Genomic DNA, 20539 nt, shown 5'->3' with positions numbered 1-20539 from the left:
CGGGATCTTTCTTATGAAGAAACTGAAGCTTGCTTATTCGCTTTATCAGCTGATTTTAATCGTTTGTCGTATAAAATCGTCGTGACTATGCTGATCATAAGCAAAACCAAAAGAGATAAAACGAGAGCGTGAATGCCGGAATGATCGACGAGCACGCCTCCGAACAAAGGCCCTATCATTCTGCCACCTGTCGCAGCGCTGTTCACAAACCCTTGATAAAACCCTTCTTTCCCTTTAGGCGCAAGCTTGTTGGCAATCGTTGGCACTGCAGGCCAAACAAGCATTTCCCCGATGGTCAAGATCACCATGGCAGCCAAAAACATTGGAAATTGCTTCGCAGTCAGCAGCATGCTGTAAGACACAATAAAAATGACAAAACCAATGATCATTTGCGCTTTTAGCGATTCAGCCCATTTTTTCACAAAAAAGCTGACAAGCGGCTGTCCAACCACAATTAAAATTCCGTTAATCGTCCACAGCACACTATATAAAGAAAGAGACATTCCGATACTTTGCGTGTACGAGGCAATGGTGGTAGACCATTGAGAATATGCCAGCCATCCGAGCACATACCCGCTGCTCAATATGACCAGAGCCGTAAATTTCGCTTTGCTGCTTACAGCGTCATAATCAAGCACAGACGTTTGAGACACATCCTTCGTCTGAATGTTTCGAAATCCGAAATATACGATAAAGAAAAAAACCACATACAACGCGGCATTCGCCAAAAATACGTATGAAAACGAGAAAGACGCCACTACGCCGCCAAGCGCAGAACCGACGGCAACGCCTGCGTTTTGCGCGACATAAATCGCATTAAATGCCCTTCTTCCCCCTTCAGGCCACACTGATCCAGCCATTGCGTAACTGGCCGGAAAAACAACACCCGAACCAAACCCTACAATTGTAAGCAGCACAATATAAAACGGCCAATCATGAAAAAAAACGAGACCCACCAGACTTGCTAACGTAATCGCAATTCCGAGCATGATGGATTTGAACCCGCCGATTTTATCAAACAAAAACCCGCCGCATAAATTCCCTGCCACACTGGCGCCGGAATTCAGCATAAGGACAATCCCCGCGACCGTTAACGACTTTCCTAAATGATTATGAATATAGATCGTGTTAAGCGGCCATAAAAAGGATGCCCCTGTCACATTAATAAACATCCCTATCACTAAAATTTTCAATGCGCGCGGCATACTGATCCCCCTTTCTTATCTATAAAAGCTCATGAAAAAACGGAAACCTCAAAAGGCTCCGTACGAATCCAGTTATCATAGCACATTCATTCTATCTGTCTATCTCATATTTTTCAACAGATGAGTGTGAAAAAATCTAACAAATATTGTTCGAAAATTGTAAAATAAATAGAAAAAGGGGTAAATTTCATGGAAATGGCATTCGCATTCCTCGGTTTTTTTGCATTTCTCTTTTCACTTGGCTATGGAGTATACCATCTCGTCAGATATGTGCTGAAAAAGGAAAAACGATTCTCTAAAAAACTCTTTTGGCCGCTTTTCATTGGAGGCCTCATTCTGCTCTTCACCGGAGCAGCTTTGTCAGAACCTGACGCTGCCGCAGCAAAGGCTGATAAAAAATATTCAGCTCTAAACACTGAATATAAAAGTCTTAAAAAAGAGCATGAAGCACTTGAGAAAGAGTATGAAGCCATCAGCTCTGAAGCAAAGAAACTGAAAGACAATACAAAAGATCAAGACAAGCTCAAGCAGCTGGAGAAAGAAAATAATGAATTAAAAAAGACTCAGAAATCATTAAAAGCAGAAAATAAAGAACTTCAAGAAAAACAAAAACAGCTCAAAGAAGATACCAAAACAGCAAAGGCTGAAAATGAAGCCCTTCAACAGGATAAAACAAAGCTTGAAAAGCAATTAAAAGAGGCGCAAAACCGAACAGCCAGCACGAAAGAAAACAGCGAACAATCTTCAACCAGCACAAATAAAAGCAACGAAACCAACACTGCTGATACAGCAGAAGGCTGTCTTATCAAAGGCAGCAAAAACGGCATCTATCATACGCCGGGCAGTACATACTATGACCGGACGACAGACCCTGCTGACATGTTTTGTTCAGTGGAAGAGGCTGAGGCAGCCGGGTATCGGGCGCCGAAACGATAAACAGTAAAAGCTCCAGTTTCTCTGGAGCTTTTACTGTTTTACAATGCCGACTTAATCACCTTTTTATAATAAAGAACCGACAGAATACCGAAAATAGAATAGAGTGCAGTATATAACACCATCACCATAATCATCGGCGACCATACCTCTGATCCGAATAAGAACCAGCCGGATTGCACGGCAAAGTAACTGTGAAAGAGGCCGATCACCAATGGAATGCCGAAGTTATACATTTGTTTGATGCGTATCCCCTTCAGCAGGTCACCCTGTGTAAAACCGAGTTTTCTTAGGATGGTATAATTCGGTTTTTCTTCTTCACTTTCACCCATTTGTTTAAAGTAAAGGATACACCCCGAGGTGATGAGAAATGTTAAGCCTAAGAAACCAACGATGAACATGACCATACCAAAAAGAGATTTTTGCGCAATACTTGTATCCAGCCTTGATAAATGTAGATCTTTCTTGTTCACCTTTTGAAAAAGCTCATTTGCTTTTTCAAGCTGATCTCCATGTTTCATATTGATGCCGATAAATTCAGATTGCGCCAGCTGAATGCGAGGGTCTTTATCTTTGTTCAGCTGTTTAAACAGGTTGTCATCTACTATGACTGCAGGCATTCCCCCGCTTGTAAACGTGTAGGATACAAGAAACTCTTCTCTTAATCCTTTATAGTGTAATGATTGTGTCTCATGCTTGCTTTTGACTTTAATGCTGCCGGAGTCTTTTAAAACCATTATTCTTTGCAGCAAGTCGGTGTAGCCTGAGAAAACCGCTTCCCCAGCCGCCACATCCACGCCTTTTACATCTTTATCGCTAACAACAGCGAGTTGTGTGTTGGCGGGATCGCCCTGCATCTCTTTCGAAGTTCCATCCATGATATTTGTGAGATCAACAGACGATTGCAGGACAGGCATTTCTTTTTTGACGTACGACATGTCATTTTCACTCAAACTGCTTTCAAATCGTTTGGCATCTTTCTCATTCATGAATGAAAAATCCGCCGCTACATTTTGTTCAGCAGTCTTTTCTGCCGAGTAATACGAAATATAAGCAAGGGATAACAGCCCGATGGCGAGCGCTGAAACGGTTGTGATAATCGTCAGCAGCAACGCGTTCGATTTCATTCTGAACATAATTGATGACAGCGACAGAACCTCTGAGATATTCAAGTAGCCGCCCTTGCTTTTCCGAATGATGTTCGAGATAAACGTAACCGATCCTTTATAAAAGAGAAACGTTCCGATAATGACGGACCCTAAGATAAGGCTCATTGCGAAAAACAGTTCGTTTATGGTCTTGAATTTTCCGCTAAACAGCTCAGAAGACACGTAGTATCCCGTTAAAATCAACACGATGCCCAACGCACCAATCAGCATCTGGAAAAAAGAGATTCTCTTCACTTTATCCTCAGTGGAAGACGTTACGTTAAACAAAGATAAAATACTTTGCTTTTTGATAAACGTATAATTCATGATCATAATCAATAGATAAATGCCGCAGAACACAATGATTGTTTGCACCAAGGCTTGCTCAGAAAAATGCAGTTTCGCATCAGCTTTGACATCTACGATTTTGAACAAGATCATGAGCACAAGCTTTGATATTGAAAATCCGGCAAAAACCCCGATGGCTAACGAGCCGAAATACAGCATGATATTTTCCGCACTTAAGATACGAAAGATCTTGTGCTTTGTCATTCCGATTAGTTGAAACAGCCCGATCTCTTTACTCCGTCTTTTAATAAAAATGGTATTGGCATACAAAATAAAGATTGATACAACAGCCACAAGCAAAATTGAAGCGGTTTTAATAGCCGCGGCGCCTTTAATGGAAGCTTTTACTTCATTAATGGACGGGTCATATTGGAGTGTGACAAATGCGAAATAAAGCGCCACACTAAAGATTAAGGCAAACACATAGAGGTAATAATTCCTGATATTCTTTTTCAGATTTCGCAGAATGAGCTGATTAATGTTCATGCTGCACCCCGCCTAACACGCCTTGTGTTTTCATGATATCCTGGAAAAACGTCTGCCTGTCTTGGCCCCCTTTATTCAGCTGCGTATACATCAAACCATCCTTAATAAAAATGACTCTGCCGCAGTAGCTCGCTGCAACGGGATCATGGGTAACCATAATAATTGTGGCGCTGCGTTTTTGATTGAGCTGGCTCAGTTTATTTAATAGATCAGAGGCTGATTTCGAATCGAGCGCGCCGGTCGGCTCATCAGCGAAAATAATGCTCGGGTCATGAATAAACGCTCTTGCGGCGGATGTTCTCTGCTTCTGGCCGCCGGAAATTTCATTCGGGTACTTATCCCGCAATTCATAAATTCCCAATTCCTTCGCCACTTCCTCAAACTTGCGGTGTGCTTCCTTTTTTGATATTTTCGTGATCGATAACGGCAGAAGGATATTTTCTTTCACTGTTAATGTGTCTAACAAATTGTAATCCTGAAAGATAAAGCCTAAGTGCTGTTTTCTAAATTCAGCCAGCTGCTTTTCCTTCAGGGACGTCATTTCGTTTCCGTTAATGTTGATCGTTCCGTGACTGACCTTATCTATCGAGGACAGAACGTTAAGCAAAGTGGTTTTGCCCGACCCTGAAGCACCCATAATGCTGACAAATTCGCCCTTTTCAATGTGAATATCGATGCCCTTCAGCACTTCCTGTTTATTCAGCTTGTTACCATAGCTTTTTCGAATTTTATTTGCTTCTAAAATCATCATATCCGTAGTCTCCTTTATATTGGATACTGTTATTATAAAAAGGATCGACGGGCTTTTCCTTCGATTAGGCGAACAAAAAAGAAAAGCATGTGACATTTTCGTCACACGCTAATGACACGTTCGAATTGATTTCGTTTCGGAAAGGTTAAGGTAAAGGTTGTTCCAGCTCCAAGCTCTGAATGCACATCGATATCGATCAACAACGGTTTTGCGGCTCTCTTTGCCAGATACAGCCCCATGCCCGTAGAAGACTGATTATGATGATCGGTTGTAGATGTAAACCCTTTTTCAAAAATTCGTGAGACGTCTTTCCTGTCAATGCCCCGTCCAAAATCTTTTACCTCAAGAACCTTCCGCTCGTCTTTCTCATAGCAGTTGATCACAATATCAGCTGCTTCACTGTATTTTACGGCGTTGGTCAGCAGCTGCCTGATAATAAAGGCCAGCCATTTCGCATCGCTCAAGACTTCCTCTGCCTCCAGCTGAATATCAAACCCGATTCCTTTCTGTATACACCACGATTGCAAGTCTCTGATCTCTTTGATAATCAAGGGCTTAAGCTTGATCATCTCTAAAGACAGATCATTTTCGATAAAGGACATGCGCTTTTGATGAAGCTGCTGATCAAGCAGCAGATGGATGCGCAGCCACTCATACGATAGCTGGGCTTTTAATGATGGGTCTTCCATCCGATCGATGATTAAATGCAACGCTGTTAAAGGCGTTTTGACCTCATGTATCCACGCCATCAGTTCATCTTTTTCATTTTCTAATGCCAAGCGATTCCGCAATGCAGATTGCTTCAATTGTTCCGTTTGTCCGGTGATGCTTTTTTCAATCATCCCTTCAAACGGCGTCTCCGGTTCACTTATGGCTGTGACATCGAGATTATTTTCCCATTCTTCAAGACTCTTATAGAATGCGGTTTCTTTCCGAAAACGGATGATAACAAACACAACAAAGATCAGGACACACAAATAAACAATATAAAGAACATTTTCAAATGGAATAGACGGATCGACAAAGGCAATCAACAAAATCAGAATTTGCTGCAGCAAAAATGCGGCAATCCAGCTTCGTCTTTCGATGAGGAATGCTTTAATCATAGAAATGATCCTCTTCCTTCGCCATGTAGCCTTGGCCGACCTTCGTCTCGATATATGTCCCAAGCTGCAATTCGTCCAATTTTTTCCGCAGGCGGTTGACATTGACGGTCAGCGTATTATCGCTGACAAAACGCTCATCGTTCCACAGGCTTCTGATTAACTCATCGCGGCTGACAATCTTGTTTTTTTGTTCAATTAAGTGTTTTAAAATAAACATTTCATTTTTAGTCAGTTCAATAGAGCCTTTGTCATTGCTGACGAGGTTTTGCTCTGCGTCTATGGCAGCCCCGCACCATGTTTTGATCGTGCTCAGCTCCGTATTATATTGATGCACGCGCCGGAAAATGGCTTGGATTTTCGCTATCAGCACATCAAAATGAAACGGCTTTTGAATAAAGTCATCCGCTCCCAGCTGCATCGACATGACCATATCAGCAGGGTGGTCACGGGAGGATAAAAAGAGAATTGGAACATTTGACCGGGAACGGATCAGCCGGCACCAATGAAACCCGTCAAATTTAGGGAGCTGAACATCAATAATGACGCAATCGGGTTTGATTGACGCAAATTCCTGCATCACTTGGCCGAAATCCTGAATGCCGTATACATCATAGGACCATCCCGTTAAACGCTCCTTGATTTCATGAAAAAGCGATTTATCATCTTCTATCAGCAAAAGTTTAAACAATGGACTCACCGCACTTTTTCCTTTTTTATGTCAAGTGTATAGCAAATCTTGTTGATAAGCTATACAGAAAAAGCCGGCTGGTTCAGCCGGCTTTTTTTAATTACAACTCTCTTCTTAATGCTGTCAGCACATTGGTTTTTGTTGCTTTTCGGGCTGGGTTCATACCCGAGATCACAGCGACTCCGCCGCAAATCACAACCGCAATGATGACAAGACTGAGCGGAATATAAGAAAACGTATAGTTCAGATCGCCCGCTTCGCCTCCACTTGTCGCCGCGAGAATCATCGGAACGGCCAGATTGACAAGGTAACTCACGCCGTAAGAAATGATTATCCCGATCACACAGCCTAAAATTCCGATATACGCACTTTCCATCAAGAACATTCGGCGAATGATAGACGGACTTGCCCCAATCGCTTTCATAATGCCGATCTCCTGCGTTCTTTCTGTAACCGCCATCGTCATCGTGTTAAATATTCCAATGGCTGAAATGATAACCGCGATACATCCGACAAAGATCAGGCCGATTTTAAAGACCATGAAGAAGGTGTTGGCTCCTTCAAGCTCGGTAGTAACTGATGTGACATAGTATCCGTCATCTGTTAGATCATTTGTCAGCTGTTCCACATTCTCAAATTTATCAGCATAAACGCCAACATTTTTTTCAACATTCCCGCCCTTGAAGTCCAAAAATTCCGAAAAGTCCTTCTTGAACTGGTCACTAATGAAGATGTTTGAATCCTCCATCCAATCTTGAGATGGTTTTTTTGTAATACCGACAATTTTAAAGTCATATGTTTTTGTTTTCGTAACATCCCCTGTTTTAGGATCTGTTTTTGATACACTTAATTCAATCGTTTTGTTCAGGATGTCTTTCGTATAACCCTTTGGTTCTTCTATATCCTCGGGGTTTCCATTTGCTTCCTCGATTTTTTTGTTATATGCTTCAGATTCTTTTTTCGTCAATAATCTCTTTGCAAAGTCGTATCCTACTACGATTTCATTTTCCGACTTTGCGACTCTTCCTTTTTCTAATTCCATATTGGCCTTTAATTCATCATTCATATTGGTAAAGATAAGATTAGAGCTTTCATTTGTGCGATTGCCTAAAGTTGCTTTGTTTGGCTCATACACTTGCGTTCGTTCTACAACTGACCTTACATGATCATACTTCTCTAAATCAGCTTTTTTAATAGGCTTATCCCCTTCCTTGCCCATTACACTGACTTTAGTCACAATTTGCTGGCTCATCGTCATATCTGTGATTGTCTTTTGAATCCCGAATCCAACCGACGACAGCACAACTAAAAACGCACACGCCATTGTTGTCGCAAGAATGGTCATAAAGACGCGGAGCCTGTTTTTCTTCATATTTCTTCTGATAAAATGAACCTGATCCTTAAATCTCAACGGTAATACCCCCTTTTAACACACCGTCATGCAGCTGGAATTTTGAGTGTCCGATTGAAGCCACTTCATCGTCATGGGTAATAATCACAAATGTAATGCCCCGCTCACGGTTCAGCTGCTGAATCAATTCCAGCACTTCCTGTTCCGTTTCTGAATCAAGGCTTCCCGTCGGCTCATCCGCTAAAATAATCGACGGATTTAAAATCAGCGCTCTCGCAATGCTGACACGCTGCTGCTGTCCGCCTGACAGTTCATTAGGATAGTGAGCAGCATGGTTTTCAAGACCGACGCGTTTCAGCATGTCCTGTACCTTTTTCTTGCGCTCAGACGGTTTAATTCCTTTTAGCGCCAGCGGCATTTCAACATTCTCATACGTCGTTAAGCCCGGGATGAGCTGAAAGCTTTGAAAAATAAACCCAAAGTGTTCAAGGCGGAACTGAGCCCATTCCTTTTCATTAAAGCCCGTGACATCAGTTCCGTTAATCACAATACGCCCTTTTGTCGGTGTGATGTAGCCTGATATCAAATTCAGAAGTGTTGATTTTCCTGATCCGCTTCGTCCGACGATACAGGCGATTTCTCCTTTCGCCACAGTCAACGAGACATCTTTTAAGACAGGCACTTCATTCTCACGGCCCTTTTTTCCAATCGTGAAAGAATGGTTAATATGCTGAACTTCAATCATCTTTTCTCTCTCCCTTATAAATGTTTTGTTTTTTTATAAATCGCAAAATAGCTGATAAGAAAACCAATCACGGCGCCAGCAGCCATGCCAAATATGTAGCCGGCGAAGCTTTCCGTTGCGGCAAATCCAAAATACCCGAAGCCCATGATTCCAATGATAATGACAATGACCTGTACCGGGCGGTCTAGCGGTTTCCACAAAAAGAAATATCCGTTCCGTTCATTAGACAGTTTGACAAAACTGATGTAGCCGATGATGTAAAAGATGATCGTCATGATGGCCGGAATCACTAAATAATGTGGAGAATCCTCAACCCAGTTCGGCACAACGTAAGTAACCGGGAATAGATACTTCACCCATTCGGGCACAGGGCCATGTATAAACTCTACTGTTCCGCCAAGAAGGATTTCCAGGTTGATAGCAGGAAGAGTCATGAGCAAAAAAGGCAAAATCGTAACAGTAGCTGAAACCAAAAGCTGTGCAAAAATATGGCCCGTCAAAGCTCCCCCCGCCATGACCAGAGAATAAGCCAGCAAACTGACGATGATCATTCCCAGGCTATAGTGATGAAAATAAACGGCTTGCTCGGGTTTCAAAAGCACTAGGAGCAAAACAGATAAAACATATCCAAAGATTTGCGGTGCCACAATCACAATACCGCCAGTCAGAAACTTCGCATTAAATATCTGGCCTCGCGTATAAGGAAGGCTTAATGTAAAATCAAAGAGGCCCTTGCTTCGTTCTATTCCAAGCTGGCTGACAGCCAAAACGACACCCCAAATCCAAAAGAGTGAGATAAATGTGCCATTTAAATAGTTAATCGTAAATACGCAGGTTCCGACCCACTCGTTCTGATTAGCCACGCAGCCTTGATATGAGATGTACGTATTTAAAACGGTAAAAGGATTGCTAAGCATAAATACCAAGAAAATCATGGTTAACAGAGCTTTATTTTGCTTCCACTCTTTATAAAACAGCCCGAAATCCGGCACATCACTTCCCTCCAAACCTAAGTGTTTTTTAATTTTTAGTTTTCTTATAAATAGAGAAGTAGCTCACAAAAAATCCAACTACAGCTCCAAAGATCATTCCAAAAATGTAACCAATAATGGAATGTCCGGCAGAATATCCAAACAAACCAAATCCGAGAATGCCAAAAATGATAACCAAAATTTGTACCGGACGGTCTAATCTCTTCCAAATGAAAAAGTATCCGTTTCGCTCACTTGGATGCTTTTTAAAGCTGATATTGCCAATCAAGTAAAACAGAATGCTCAAAATAAATGGAATCAATAAAATAAATCCGTTATCGAAAATCCAGTCATTTCCAACATAAACAAAAGGGAATAGATACATGAATTTGTTTTCCAATTCATAATAACCTTTTATGGAAGAGAAAAACTCATATATATGGAAATTAAAAACGATCTCTAAATTGATTATCGGCAATGCAATCATTAAATACGGCAATATAGCTGCAGAAAACGCCGTTAACAGCTGGGCAAAAGCATTACCCGTTAACGCTCCGGCGGCCATCACCAGTGAGTAAGTCATAAAGCTAATCACGATTACTCCAACGCTGCTGTGCTCAAAATAGTAGACGTGTTCAGGGCTATAAACAAGAATTAGCAGCCATGCAAGTAAAAAGCCAATCAACTGCGACAGTACAATCACAAAACCGCCTAACCAAAATTTCGTCTGGAAAATGTGGCTTCTGTTATATGGGAGGCTTAATATAAAATCCATCGTGCCTCTCGAACGTTCCATTCCCAGGAAGCAGACCGCCAAAATGACACCCGGCACCCAGTTGATATCTATCAGATTGCTTATGGAATAATTCACAATAAAATCACAATATTGCGGGTCTTGGCGATCAAGACACCCTTGATAAGACAAATACGTATTCACGATAGAAAGCGGATTTGCCAGCACTAAAAACACAATACTTAACAAAAGAACCACTTGATTCTGCTTCCACTCTCGATAGAGGAGACCTCGGTCTACCATCTCCGCTTCCCTCCAAACTTCGCAATGAATACTTCTTCCAAGTTGACAGGAAGCTCATTCCACACTTTTGGCTTCAGCTCTTTCAAAAAGCTCTTGTTCTTCTCATCGCTTTTCGGGATCAGCACCGTGTAAAACACACCGGCCTGATCGAGCATCGGAATGTTTTGCTCTCTGATGGCCAAATTGACATCTGTATCGAAGGCCATTTGAATTTTAATGTATTCTTCTTTTAACTCATCAATATCCATGACGTTGGTCAGTCTGTTCTCTTCGAGAAAACCAATTCGGTTGCACATCCGTTCAATATCCTCAAGGCGATGGGAGGTGATCAGGATGCTCGTATCACGCTCAGCCACTTCATCGACCATCAGCTGCAGTACATCATGCCTTGTCACTGCATCTATTCCGTCCGTCGGCTCATCAAGAAGAATCAGCGCCGGTCTCGCCGCAAACGATAGAACGAGTGACAGCTGTTTTTTCAAGCCCGTCGACAGCTCACGGTACTTTTTCGTTTCCGGAATTTCGTATCTGTTCATCAGCTCATTCGCGTAGGTGACATCAAACTTCGGATAAATCCTTCTCAGGATGTCAACAAGCTGCTTGTATGTATACTTGTCATAAAAAGGATTCTGAACAGGCATGTAGATGATATTCTGTTTCACCTTCGGATGCTTTTTGATTTCTACGCCGTCAAACAGAATCGTTCCGCTGTCCGCGAAAATAATTTGCTGGATTAAACGGAGCATCGTCGTTTTACCCGATCCGTTCCGGCCGAGCAGCCCGAAAATTTCCCCTTTTTCAATTGTTAAAGAAACGTCTTTTAATACTTGATTGCCGTCAATCGTTTTTGACAGCTGTCTTAATTCAATCATCACTCTCGCCCCCTTTCACATCAGCGCTGATTTCCTTTATCCATTCTTGCAGTTTCTCCAGCTCAACCCCCGCATAATGTGCATCGATGATGAGCTGTTTGAGTTGCTCTTTAATCATCGTCATCTTCCCTTCAACCAGTGTCGTTTTTGCATTTTCCGATATATAGGTCCCTCTGCCCCGCAGCGTTTCAATAATACCCTCTCGCTCAAGCTCTTTGTATGCTTTGCTGACAGTATTCGGATTCGCAATAATGATCGTCGCTAATTCTCTGACAGAAGGAAGCTTATCACCAGGCTTCATGATCCCTTTCAAACAAAGCTCTTTCATTTGCTGAATAATTTGTTCGTAAATGGGCGTTGAGCTTCTTGGATCGATTTGAATCATTTACTTCCCTACTTTCTATACGATCTGAACCTTTCATAAATAAAACGAATCAATTATACTTTTTTGCCATTCAAAACCGATCATCACAAGGACAAGAAAAAAAGAACAAGCGATCATAGATGCCGCGATCAGCATTGGCACGTTACGTTTGTTTTGTTTTTTATGTTTCATAACTGCCTCCCTTAAATTCAATATATAAATGACTTTTCATTAGTGTCTATAGTGTATTACTTCAATTAGTACACTTAATACAATAAATACTTTGCAGTGCAAAGTCAATCCTTTTTTACAAAAAAACGGACCCTTATCAAAAGGGTCCGTTTCTTACACATCAAGAGGGTGCTGCAAGATCATATTATTTTGCAAAGCTTGAAGCTGAAGTCTCATTCTGTACAGCTGTTCTCTCTGCTGATCATTTGATGACAGCCATAGTTTATTCAAGGCATTTACCGCATTTTCAATCTGCATTTGCGCATCGCTGTATTCTTGGTCGTTATAATGCTCTTGTTTAGAAGCGATTTTCAGCTGTTCTTCAGCATAATCATACGCCTGCATACATTGTTGGAGATGTTCATCTACTGATTGTCTTGTTGCCACAGTAACCCCTCCTCTTGGTAATGGAAACTTTCCATCATCCATAGTGTAGCCTCATCAGACATGATTCAATAAAGAAATTTATGGTCGATATTCATTTGTTCTCATATGAAATGCGTGCTACAATTTTAGGATGCAATTGTACGCAAGGAGGCACATTAATCGTGATTCAGAACAATCCTTTTCCTTATTCAAATACGGAAAAACGCTATCATACATTAAATTATCATCTCAGAGATCATTTCGGGCATAAGGTATTTAAAGTAGCGCTTGACGGCGGCTTTGACTGCCCGAACCGTGACGGCACTGTCGCTCACGGCGGCTGTACCTTTTGCAGCGCTGCGGGCTCCGGTGATTTTGCAGGAAACCGGGCCGATGATTTAATGACGCAATTCCACGACATTAAAAACCGTATGCACGAAAAATGGAAGGACGGGAAATATATCGCTTATTTCCAGGCTTTCACCAATACACATGCTCCAGTTGACGTGCTTCGAGAGAAATTCGAGTCTGTTCTCGCGCTCGACAATGTGGTCGGCCTTTCAATCGCCACACGGCCGGACTGCCTGCCGGATGACGTTGTTGAGTATTTGGCAGAACTCAATGAACGCACGTATCTTTGGGTGGAGCTCGGGCTTCAGACAGTTCACGAACGGACAGCTCTTCTGATCAATCGGGCACATGACTTTGACTGCTACGTTGAAGGTGTGAATAAGCTAAGAAAACACGGCATACGCGTCTGCTCGCATATTATTAATGGACTTCCTCTTGAAGACCGGGACATGATGATGGAAACGGCAAAAGCAGTGGCAAATTTGGACGTACAAGGTATTAAAATCCATTTGCTGCACCTGCTGAAGGGCACGCCGATGGTGAAACAATACGAAAAGGGAAAGCTGGAATTTCTCTCTCAAGACGAATATATGCAGCTCGTCTGTGACCAGCTTGAAATCATCCCGCCAGAAATGATCGTACACCGTATCACTGGTGACGGGCCGATTGAATTGATGATTGGGCCAATGTGGAGTGTGAACAAATGGGAAGTGCTCGGCGCTATCAATAAAGAACTTGAAAATCGCGGCAGCTACCAAGGTAAGTTCTTTCAGCGTCTCCAGGAGGAATCAGCCTTATGATTCTGAAAAAGATTCTTCCTTACAGTAAAGAGCTGCTGAAAATGGCCGCAGGGGACGGAGACATTGTTGTTGACGCCACAATGGGGAACGGGCACGACACCCTGTTTTTAGCTGAACTTGTCGGTGAAAACGGCCATGTATACGCATTTGATATACAAGAATCAGCAGTGGCCAATACGAAGGAGCGGCTCGGTGACACCTATCAAAACCGGACAACTTTATTTCATAAAAGCCATGACAAAATTGCTGAATCACTTCCGCAGGAAACACACGGGAAAGTAGCGGCCGCTGTGTTTAACCTTGGCTATCTGCCAGGCGGGAACAAATCGATTACGACAAACGGCAATTCAACGATTCAAGCAATTGAACAGCTTCTCAGCATCATGAAAGATGAAGGCCTGATTGTTTTGGTCGTCTATCACGGCCATCCGGAAGGCAAAACTGAAAAAAACGACGTGCTCGACTTTTGCCGGGACTTGGATCAGCAAGCAGCCCGTGTCTTAACATACGGATTTATCAATCAGCAAAATGACCCGCCGTTTATTATTGCGATCGAAAAAAAAGCTCAAATCAGCAAATGATTTGAGCTTTTTTCTTTGAGTTTTTCATCCAGGCTATCTTTTGAAACTTTCTGTAGGCTCTGCCGTTGATATAAAAGAAAAAGGAGGTTTTTCCGCTTGCTTTGATCAGCTTCTTCGCGAGCCGGCCCATTTCCTTTTGGCCCGCCACTTTATCATCAGACAAATAGACACCCAGCAAGCCGCGGTTGATTAAGCGGTGGAAGTTTTCGTGCGGAATGCCGTGCAGATGTTCATCGGCTTTCTGAATAAAGTGCTGCAGCCGATTCATCATTTCTTCATGCGACTGATAATACGAGCAGAAATTCAAGTCCCCTTCAAGCAAGTCCTCCTCCTGGTCAATCAAATAATCAAGCAGAATATGAAGACCTTGTATGTAAGGAAAATAACTGTTGCGGATTTTTTTTGCGGTGCTTTCAGTAAAATCAGGCTGAAACGAATATGCGACAAGACAGAAAATGCCTAGCGTGGAGCCTGCACAAGCTGAGAATTCATACCATTCCATCTCAGGAAGCTCTGATTCATATTGGGTAAACCACTTTTCAAGGCGCGGGACGCGCTCATGCTCTACAACGTGCTTATGCACCTGCAAATCGCAATAATAGCCGCAAAGCTCCAGCAAATAAGGTTTAATCATGTCGTAGTGTTCAATAGAACCGAGGACACGCTGGCACGTTTTCACCAATTCCTGCAAATATCCGCTGTCATCCTGCTCGTCCCTGAATTGATAATAATTTTGCGGTTCAGCTCCCACTGTCAACGCGTCCTGCATAGAGGTGTGAAGCATTCGAAAATCTTCCGGGTCAAGTGAGGTGCTGCGGTCGCACAAATTGTCCAGGTAGTCGCTGATTGTTTGATATGCGATGATGAACTCAACACATTTCTGCCTATGACTCCCTGACAATAAGGCCAATATGCCGCCGCCTTCACAGTGAAACGTTTTATCTCGAATACTTGCGGTTGCCTGTGCTTTTAATTCACTGTTTTTAATTGCTTCTGATTTTTGCTTCCATATGTTCAGCTCTTGATGAACGAGCGGAAAAATTTCACGATATACTTTGGCCATCAGTCCAAAAGGATGTTCCGGTACTGTCAACACATGCACCCCCCAGTTCAAATATATTGATCAGTAAATGCTCTTGCGGCTTTAAAAACGTCTTCTCTTTCCGGTTCATTAAATATTTCATGATAAAGCCCTTCCCATTCCCTATATGACTTATTGTGGGAAGCAACCCCTGAAAACCACTTGATGACCTTCGTTTTGTCGACCAGCTTGTCATCTCCGGCCTGCATGACTAGAAGCGGCACCCTTAGAAAAGCCTCTGTCGGCACCATGGCAGACTCGATAGTTTTTAACAGCTCTCTGTACCATCTGACAGAAACCTTCGTGACAAAAAGGGGATCGTTCTGGCCTGCTTCGATGACATCTTCATTCCGTGTCGCCATATCAATCGATAATCCTGAATCAACTTTAAGCGACGGAGCGATGACATTCAGCCCCTTTGATGCAAGGTCAAGCACTTTATTGACTTTAATTTGCAGCCCGAGACACGGTGATGATAAAATAATTCCCGTAATGCGGGGGTTTCTCTGCTGTTTAAACCATTCAATCGCGATCAGGCCGCCCATGCTGTGGCCGAGAAGAAAAACAGGCAGTTCAAAGGTTCGCGCTTTATCGATCCAAGTATCTACTTCATCAATGTATTCTTGAAATGAGTGAATATGACCCCTGGCCCGGGTGGTCGTCCCTTGTCCCGGCAGATCACCCATTACAACGTGATAACCCGAAGATCTCCACATTTCACTCAGCCATTTATACCGTCCATGATGTTCACTTGCCCCGTGGATTATAACAATCACTGCCACAGGTCTGTCTGCTTTCCAGGTCCACATGCGGTTCACCTCATACAAAAATTAAATAGAGAAAGAAGGATGAAAGATATATGATTTACCCTTATAAGGAATACACGCCAAAAATCCACCCAACGGCTTTTGTAGCCGATAATGCAACAATTACCGGTGATGTGGTCATCGGAGAACAATCCAGCATTTGGTTCTCAGTGGTCATAAGAGGAGATGTAGCCCCGACCAGAATCGGTAACAGAGTCAATATCCAAGATTTAAGCTGCATCCATCAAAGCCCGAACCGGACGCTTCTCATTGAAGATGACGCCACGATAGGCCATCAGGTTACACTCCATAGCGCCGTGATCCGCAAGAACGCCTTAATCGGCATGGGTTCAATCATCTTAGATGGAGCCGAAATCGGTGAAGGCGCCTTTATTGGTGCCGGCAGCCTTGTTCCGCCGGGAAAAATCATTCCGCCAGGCCATCTTGCCTTCGGCCGCCCGGCAAAAGTCATCCGCCCTTTGACGGATGAAGACCGAAAAGACATGCAAAGAATACGGTCTGAATATGTAACAAAGGGTCAATATTATAAATCACTTCAGCAAATGTAAGACCAGCTTCGTTTTACTTTACCATTTTTCAAAATATTATTTAAGCGATAACCATCGCTGACCCGAACCAAATAGCAGTTCGGGTTTTTAATTTTCCATAAAACGTTCACAAATCAAAACAAACGTGTGACTTTTATCTTATCATAAAAAATGAGACGCCACTGTAAGCAGTCTCTGCAAAAAACTTATTCCTATTCTCTGCTCTCTATGAGTAGCTTTACTTAAACAAAAAAGAGCCCGCCGGGAGCTCTCTTTGTCAGCTGATCTGTTGTTCAGTTGACACAGCTGCGTTTTTCTTATGAAAGCCTTTGCCATAATAAACGGCTATCAAAATCAGAAACCAAATCGGACCGACAATAACGGCGACTCTTGTTTCCGGACTATAAGCCATCAGGATAATGACAAATGCTAAAAAGGCCAATGATAAATATGACGTGAATGGGTAAAAAGGCATTTTATATTTTAATTGCTTTTGATCCTTTGGCTGCATGCCCTTACGATATTTGATCTGAGAAAGCAAGATGATCGCCCATGTCCAAATCGCCCCGAATGTGGCAATGCTTGTGACCCAAGTAAATACCTTCGCAGGCACAATATAGTTTAACAGCACACCGACTAATAACGCACCCGCAGAAGCCAGTACGGCCTTACCCGGAATGCCGCCTTTGGTCAGCTTACCGTATGCTTTTGGCGCCTCGCTCTGCTCCGCTAAGTTAAAGAGCATGCGTCCGGTGCTGAATATGCCGCTGTTACAAGAAGACAGCGCTGCCGTCAGAACGACAAAGTTAATGATGCCTGCCGCATATGGAATCCCCACTTTTTCAAACGTGAGTACAAAAGGGCTTCCTTGTGAGCCGATTTCCTGCCACGGATAAATGGACATGATCACAAATAAAGCACCGACGTAAAAAATCAGGATACGCCAAAATACCGTATCAATCGCTTTCGCTAATGACTTTTGCGGGTTTTTGACTTCGCCGGCCGTCACCCCTATCATCTCAATGCCTAAATACGCGAACATCACCATTTGAAGTGACAATAAAACCCCTTTTATTCCATGAGGAAAAAATCCGCCGTTGCTCCATAAATTACTGATGCCTGTAGCAATGCCTCCATTGCCGACGCCTGCAATGATCATTAATAAACCGACAGCAATCATAGAAAGGATCGCGACAATTTTAATCAAAGCGAACCAAAACTCCAGCTCTCCATACGCCTTCACGGCCAGGAAATTGACACCAGTCATAATCACCAGCGCCGACAATGCCCAAATCCAATTTGGCACATCCGGAAACCAGTATCCCATATAAATTCCCACAGCGGTGATTTCCGCCATACAGGTTACAACCCATAAGAACCAGTAATTCCACCCGGTTAAGTAGCCTGCGAGCGGACCTAAGTAGTCACGTGCGTACCTGCTGAAGGAGCCCGCGACCGGCTTTTGAATGGCCATCTCTCCAAGCGCCCTCATAATAAAAAACATAACCAGACCGCTGCAGGCATATGCCACCAAAATACCTGGCCCTGCTAATTGAATAGCTGATGCGGAGCCAAGGAAGAGTCCCACTCCTATGGCAGCCCCTAAAGACATTAAAGAAATATGCCTTTCTTCAAGACCGCGATGCAATTCTTGTTTTTGTTTTTGCATGTTCCCTTCTCCCCTAGAAAAAAATATCATTAAATCATTCTTCTGAATATTTCGCACGAATGTGCAGGGTAATCAATGATGATGGAGAAATACTGGTATAATAACAAGGCTTTCGACGAATCGAAAGCCTTATCTGTTAAACAAAGATGACTTCTTTAGGCTGATGGCTCAGCTCTTCAGGCATATACCGTTTTTCGATATTGATGCTGTGCCAGATCATAAAGATGAGCACTGTCCAAATTTTACGGCTGTTATCAGCCTTGTCGGCACAATGGTCTTCAAGAAGCTGAAGAACGTAATCCTTATGGATATAAGCGTCCGTTTGGCTTTCTTGAATAATGCTGCGCACCCATTCGTTCATTTCGTTTTTCAGCCAATGACGGATCGGTACAGGGAAACCGAGCTTTTTGCGGTTCAATACGTGATCCGGCACAATTCCTTCAGCAGCTTTGCGAAGGAGATACTTCGTCGTACCATTCTTTGTTTTCAATTCATCAGGAATTTTAGAAGCAACGTCAAATACGACTTTATCAAGGAACGGCACACGCAATTCCAAAGAATTCGCCATTGTCATTTTATCCGCTTTTAGCAAGATGTCGCCTCGCATCCAAGTGTGGATATCGACATACTGCATTTTGTTAATATCGCTGTATGAGCTGCTTTCTGTAAAGTAAGGCTTCGTCACATCGCGATACGAAAGGCTAGAATCATAGTGCTTCAGCAGCTGTTCCTTCACGGATTCTTCAAAGATCTTCGCGTTGCCGATATAACGCTCCGGAAGCGGAGTACAGCCGCGCTCAAGCAGGCTCTTTCCTCTCATTCCCTCAGGCATAACCGCCGCTACGTGCAGAAGCATCTTTTTCAAGCCGGACGGAATGCGTTCAAACGGTTTAAGAGAAAGCGGTTCACGGTAGATGTTGTATCCGCCAAACAGCTCGTCCGCACCTTCGCCAGATAACGCAACCGTTACGTGTTTTTTCGCTTCTTTCGCCACGAAATACAATGGAATCGCAGCCGGGTCTGCAAGCGGATCATCAAAGTGCCATACGATTTTAGGAAGCTCGTTCATATATTCTTCCGGAGAAATGACTTTGCTGATATTTTCAATGCCCAGTGCAGCGGCAGTTTCTTTCGCTACATCAACTTCACTGAAGCCCTGCTGTTCAAATCCGACTGAAAATGTTTTTAAGCTTGGATGAAATTCTTTCGCAACGGATACAATAAACGAAGAATCGATTCCGCCTGAAAGGAATGAACCGACGGGCACATCACTTCTCATATGAACTTTTACAGAGTCATAGATAGCGTCTCTGACTTCTTTGACAAGTTTATCTTCTTCCGTCTGAACAGGCTGGAAACGCGCCTTGAAATACGTTTTGAATGTGATATCGCCGTCAGGGCGGATTGTAAACTGAGAACCCGGCTCTACTTTTTTCACATCAATATCAAGCGTGCTTGGCTCAGGAACGAATTGGAAAGACATATACTGCTGTAATGCTTCTTTATCTATTTCAATATCATTTTGTGCTGCCATTAAACTTTTTCTCTCTGAGGCAAAATAAACCTGATCATTGATCGTTGTGTAATACAACGGCTTAATGCCGAATGGATCTCTTGCTCCATAAAGCACATGATCGTTTTTATTCCAAATCAGAAAGGCAAACATGCCGCGCAGCTTGGAAGCCGCTTCTTCTTTATAGTGACGGTAAGTCGCAAGAAGAACCTCTGTGTCCGAATCTGTGTTGAAAGTATAGCCCTTTGCTTCAAGCTCTTCTCTCAGTTCGATATAGTTATAGATTTCCCCGTTAAAAATAATCCAATATTTCTCATCTTCATATGATAAAGGCTGTCCGCCATTTTCCACATCAATAATGCTGAGCCGTCTGAATCCGAATCCAACGTGCTCATCATGGTAATATCCATCACTGTCAGGACCGCGGTGAACGATCATTTGGTTCATTTGTTTGATTAGTTCTTCTTGATCAGCGGTTTGAGTTAACGGATGCTTGTTAAAAACCCCGACAAATCCACACATAGTATTGCCTCCATATTTAAAATTGTCATCATTGAACCCCTATTTATAGACGCTGTGAACAGTATTT

At 42.9% G+C, this 20539-nt stretch carries 21 protein-coding genes; 4 read left to right on the top strand and 17 right to left on the bottom strand.

The window, feature by feature from the left end; genetic code table 11:
* Positions 1-11 precede the first annotated feature (11 nt).
* Positions 12-1205 carry an MDR family MFS transporter gene (locus tag LJF29_RS00365; protein WP_095714560.1) on the bottom strand — a complete coding sequence of 398 codons (1194 nt, stop codon included), beginning with the start codon at positions 1203-1205 and terminating at the stop codon, positions 12-14.
* 189 nt (positions 1206-1394) lie between these two features.
* Here LJF29_RS00365 and LJF29_RS00360 point away from each other — a divergent pair, with 189 nt between their 5' ends.
* Positions 1395-2141, top strand: a complete 747-nt coding sequence (locus LJF29_RS00360) for an LMBR1 domain-containing protein (RefSeq protein ID WP_229146440.1) — start codon at positions 1395-1397, stop codon at positions 2139-2141.
* 38 nt (positions 2142-2179) lie between these two features.
* On the opposite strand, the gene LJF29_RS00355 is transcribed toward LJF29_RS00360, so the two are convergent.
* The 12 genes from LJF29_RS00355 to LJF29_RS00300 all read right to left on the bottom strand — a co-directional run bounded on the left by LJF29_RS00355 (position 2180) and on the right by LJF29_RS00300 (position 12622).
* Entirely contained in the window at positions 2180-4120 is a 1941-nt protein-coding gene (locus LJF29_RS00355; RefSeq protein WP_229146427.1) for an FtsX-like permease family protein, read from the bottom strand.
* A complete protein-coding gene (gene bceA, locus LJF29_RS00350) occupies positions 4110-4871 on the bottom strand; it encodes a bacitracin ABC transporter ATP-binding protein BceA (RefSeq protein ID WP_168748575.1) in 762 nt (253 codons plus the stop codon). Before bceA ends, LJF29_RS00355 begins: the two co-directional genes overlap by 11 nt.
* Before the next feature lie 101 nt (positions 4872-4972).
* Complete coding sequence (locus LJF29_RS00345; RefSeq protein ID WP_229146425.1) at positions 4973-5977, bottom strand: sensor histidine kinase; 1005 nt, start codon at positions 5975-5977, stop codon at positions 4973-4975.
* Positions 5970-6665 carry a response regulator transcription factor gene (locus LJF29_RS00340; RefSeq protein WP_229147563.1) on the bottom strand — a complete coding sequence of 232 codons (696 nt, stop codon included), beginning with the start codon at positions 6663-6665 and terminating at the stop codon, positions 5970-5972. The genes LJF29_RS00345 and LJF29_RS00340 overlap by 8 nt, the downstream gene beginning before the upstream one ends.
* A gap of 100 nt (positions 6666-6765) precedes the next feature.
* Positions 6766-8076 (bottom strand): ABC transporter permease YtrF, encoded by a 1311-nt coding sequence (gene ytrF, locus LJF29_RS00335; protein ID WP_229146423.1) that lies wholly within the window; start codon positions 8074-8076, stop codon positions 6766-6768.
* Positions 8066-8761 carry an ABC transporter ATP-binding protein YtrE gene (gene ytrE, locus LJF29_RS00330; RefSeq protein ID WP_168748578.1) on the bottom strand — a complete coding sequence of 232 codons (696 nt, stop codon included), beginning with the start codon at positions 8759-8761 and terminating at the stop codon, positions 8066-8068. Before ytrE ends, ytrF begins: the two co-directional genes overlap by 11 nt.
* A 14-nt stretch (positions 8762-8775) precedes the next feature.
* Positions 8776-9753 carry an ABC transporter permease gene (locus LJF29_RS00325; protein WP_229146418.1) on the bottom strand — a complete coding sequence of 326 codons (978 nt, stop codon included), beginning with the start codon at positions 9751-9753 and terminating at the stop codon, positions 8776-8778.
* A 28-nt stretch (positions 9754-9781) separates the two neighbouring features.
* Positions 9782-10768 carry an ABC transporter permease YtrC gene (gene ytrC, locus LJF29_RS00320; RefSeq protein WP_229146417.1) on the bottom strand — a complete coding sequence of 329 codons (987 nt, stop codon included), beginning with the start codon at positions 10766-10768 and terminating at the stop codon, positions 9782-9784.
* A complete protein-coding gene (ytrB, locus tag LJF29_RS00315; protein WP_229146416.1) occupies positions 10762-11640 on the bottom strand; it encodes an ABC transporter ATP-binding protein YtrB in 879 nt (292 codons plus the stop codon). Before ytrB ends, ytrC begins: the two co-directional genes overlap by 7 nt.
* Positions 11633-12025, bottom strand: a complete 393-nt coding sequence (gene ytrA, locus LJF29_RS00310; protein WP_010331568.1) for a GntR family transcriptional regulator YtrA — start codon at positions 12023-12025, stop codon at positions 11633-11635. Before ytrA ends, ytrB begins: the two co-directional genes overlap by 8 nt.
* Before the next feature lie 33 nt (positions 12026-12058).
* Positions 12059-12196: a hypothetical protein gene (locus LJF29_RS00305; RefSeq protein WP_010331569.1), complete on the bottom strand. Its 138-nt coding sequence runs from the start codon at positions 12194-12196 to the stop codon at positions 12059-12061.
* Positions 12197-12349: 153 nt separating this feature from the next.
* Positions 12350-12622 carry a YtzC family protein gene (locus LJF29_RS00300; protein WP_010331570.1) on the bottom strand — a complete coding sequence of 91 codons (273 nt, stop codon included), beginning with the start codon at positions 12620-12622 and terminating at the stop codon, positions 12350-12352.
* A 161-nt stretch (positions 12623-12783) separates the two neighbouring features.
* Here LJF29_RS00300 and LJF29_RS00295 point away from each other — a divergent pair, with 161 nt between their 5' ends.
* The gene (locus LJF29_RS00295) at positions 12784-13752 is read left to right on the top strand and encodes a TIGR01212 family radical SAM protein (protein ID WP_229146415.1); all 969 of its coding nucleotides are present in this window, start codon (positions 12784-12786) and stop codon (positions 13750-13752) included.
* On the top strand, positions 13749-14333 hold the full coding sequence (locus LJF29_RS00290; RefSeq protein WP_229146414.1) for a class I SAM-dependent methyltransferase: 585 nt from the start codon (positions 13749-13751) through the stop codon (positions 14331-14333). The genes LJF29_RS00295 and LJF29_RS00290 overlap by 4 nt, the downstream gene beginning before the upstream one ends.
* On the opposite strand, the gene tbcS is transcribed toward LJF29_RS00290, so the two are convergent.
* Positions 14323-15426 (bottom strand): tetraprenyl-beta-curcumene synthase, encoded by a 1104-nt coding sequence (gene tbcS / locus LJF29_RS00285; protein ID WP_229146412.1) that lies wholly within the window; start codon positions 15424-15426, stop codon positions 14323-14325. The two genes, LJF29_RS00290 and tbcS, sit on opposite strands and share 11 nt — an antisense overlap.
* Positions 15427-15443: 17 nt before the next feature.
* The gene (locus LJF29_RS00280; RefSeq protein WP_168748584.1) at positions 15444-16223 is read right to left on the bottom strand and encodes an alpha/beta hydrolase; all 780 of its coding nucleotides are present in this window, start codon (positions 16221-16223) and stop codon (positions 15444-15446) included.
* A gap of 50 nt (positions 16224-16273) precedes the next feature.
* On the opposite strand from LJF29_RS00280, the gene LJF29_RS00275 reads away from it, so the two are divergent.
* Positions 16274-16789, top strand: coding sequence for a gamma carbonic anhydrase family protein (locus LJF29_RS00275; protein WP_229146408.1), 516 nt, complete (start codon positions 16274-16276; stop codon positions 16787-16789).
* A 256-nt stretch (positions 16790-17045) separates the two neighbouring features.
* Here the strand turns inward: LJF29_RS00275 and alaP are convergent, their stop codons facing one another.
* Together alaP and asnB are read right to left on the bottom strand one after the other, a co-directional pair.
* Positions 17046-18437 (bottom strand): alanine permease AlaP, encoded by a 1392-nt coding sequence (gene alaP / locus LJF29_RS00270; RefSeq protein WP_010331576.1) that lies wholly within the window; start codon positions 18435-18437, stop codon positions 17046-17048.
* Positions 18438-18573: 136 nt separating this feature from the next.
* A complete protein-coding gene (asnB, locus tag LJF29_RS00265) occupies positions 18574-20472 on the bottom strand; it encodes an asparagine synthase (glutamine-hydrolyzing) (protein WP_010331577.1) in 1899 nt (632 codons plus the stop codon).
* Between the last annotated feature and the right edge of the window lie 67 nt (positions 20473-20539).

Origin of the sequence: Bacillus sp. LBG-1-113, assembly GCF_020708615.1 — a bacterium.
GTDB classification, from domain to species: domain Bacteria; phylum Bacillota; class Bacilli; order Bacillales; family Bacillaceae; genus Bacillus; species Bacillus mojavensis.
This window is presented reverse-complemented; position numbering and strand designations above follow the sequence as displayed.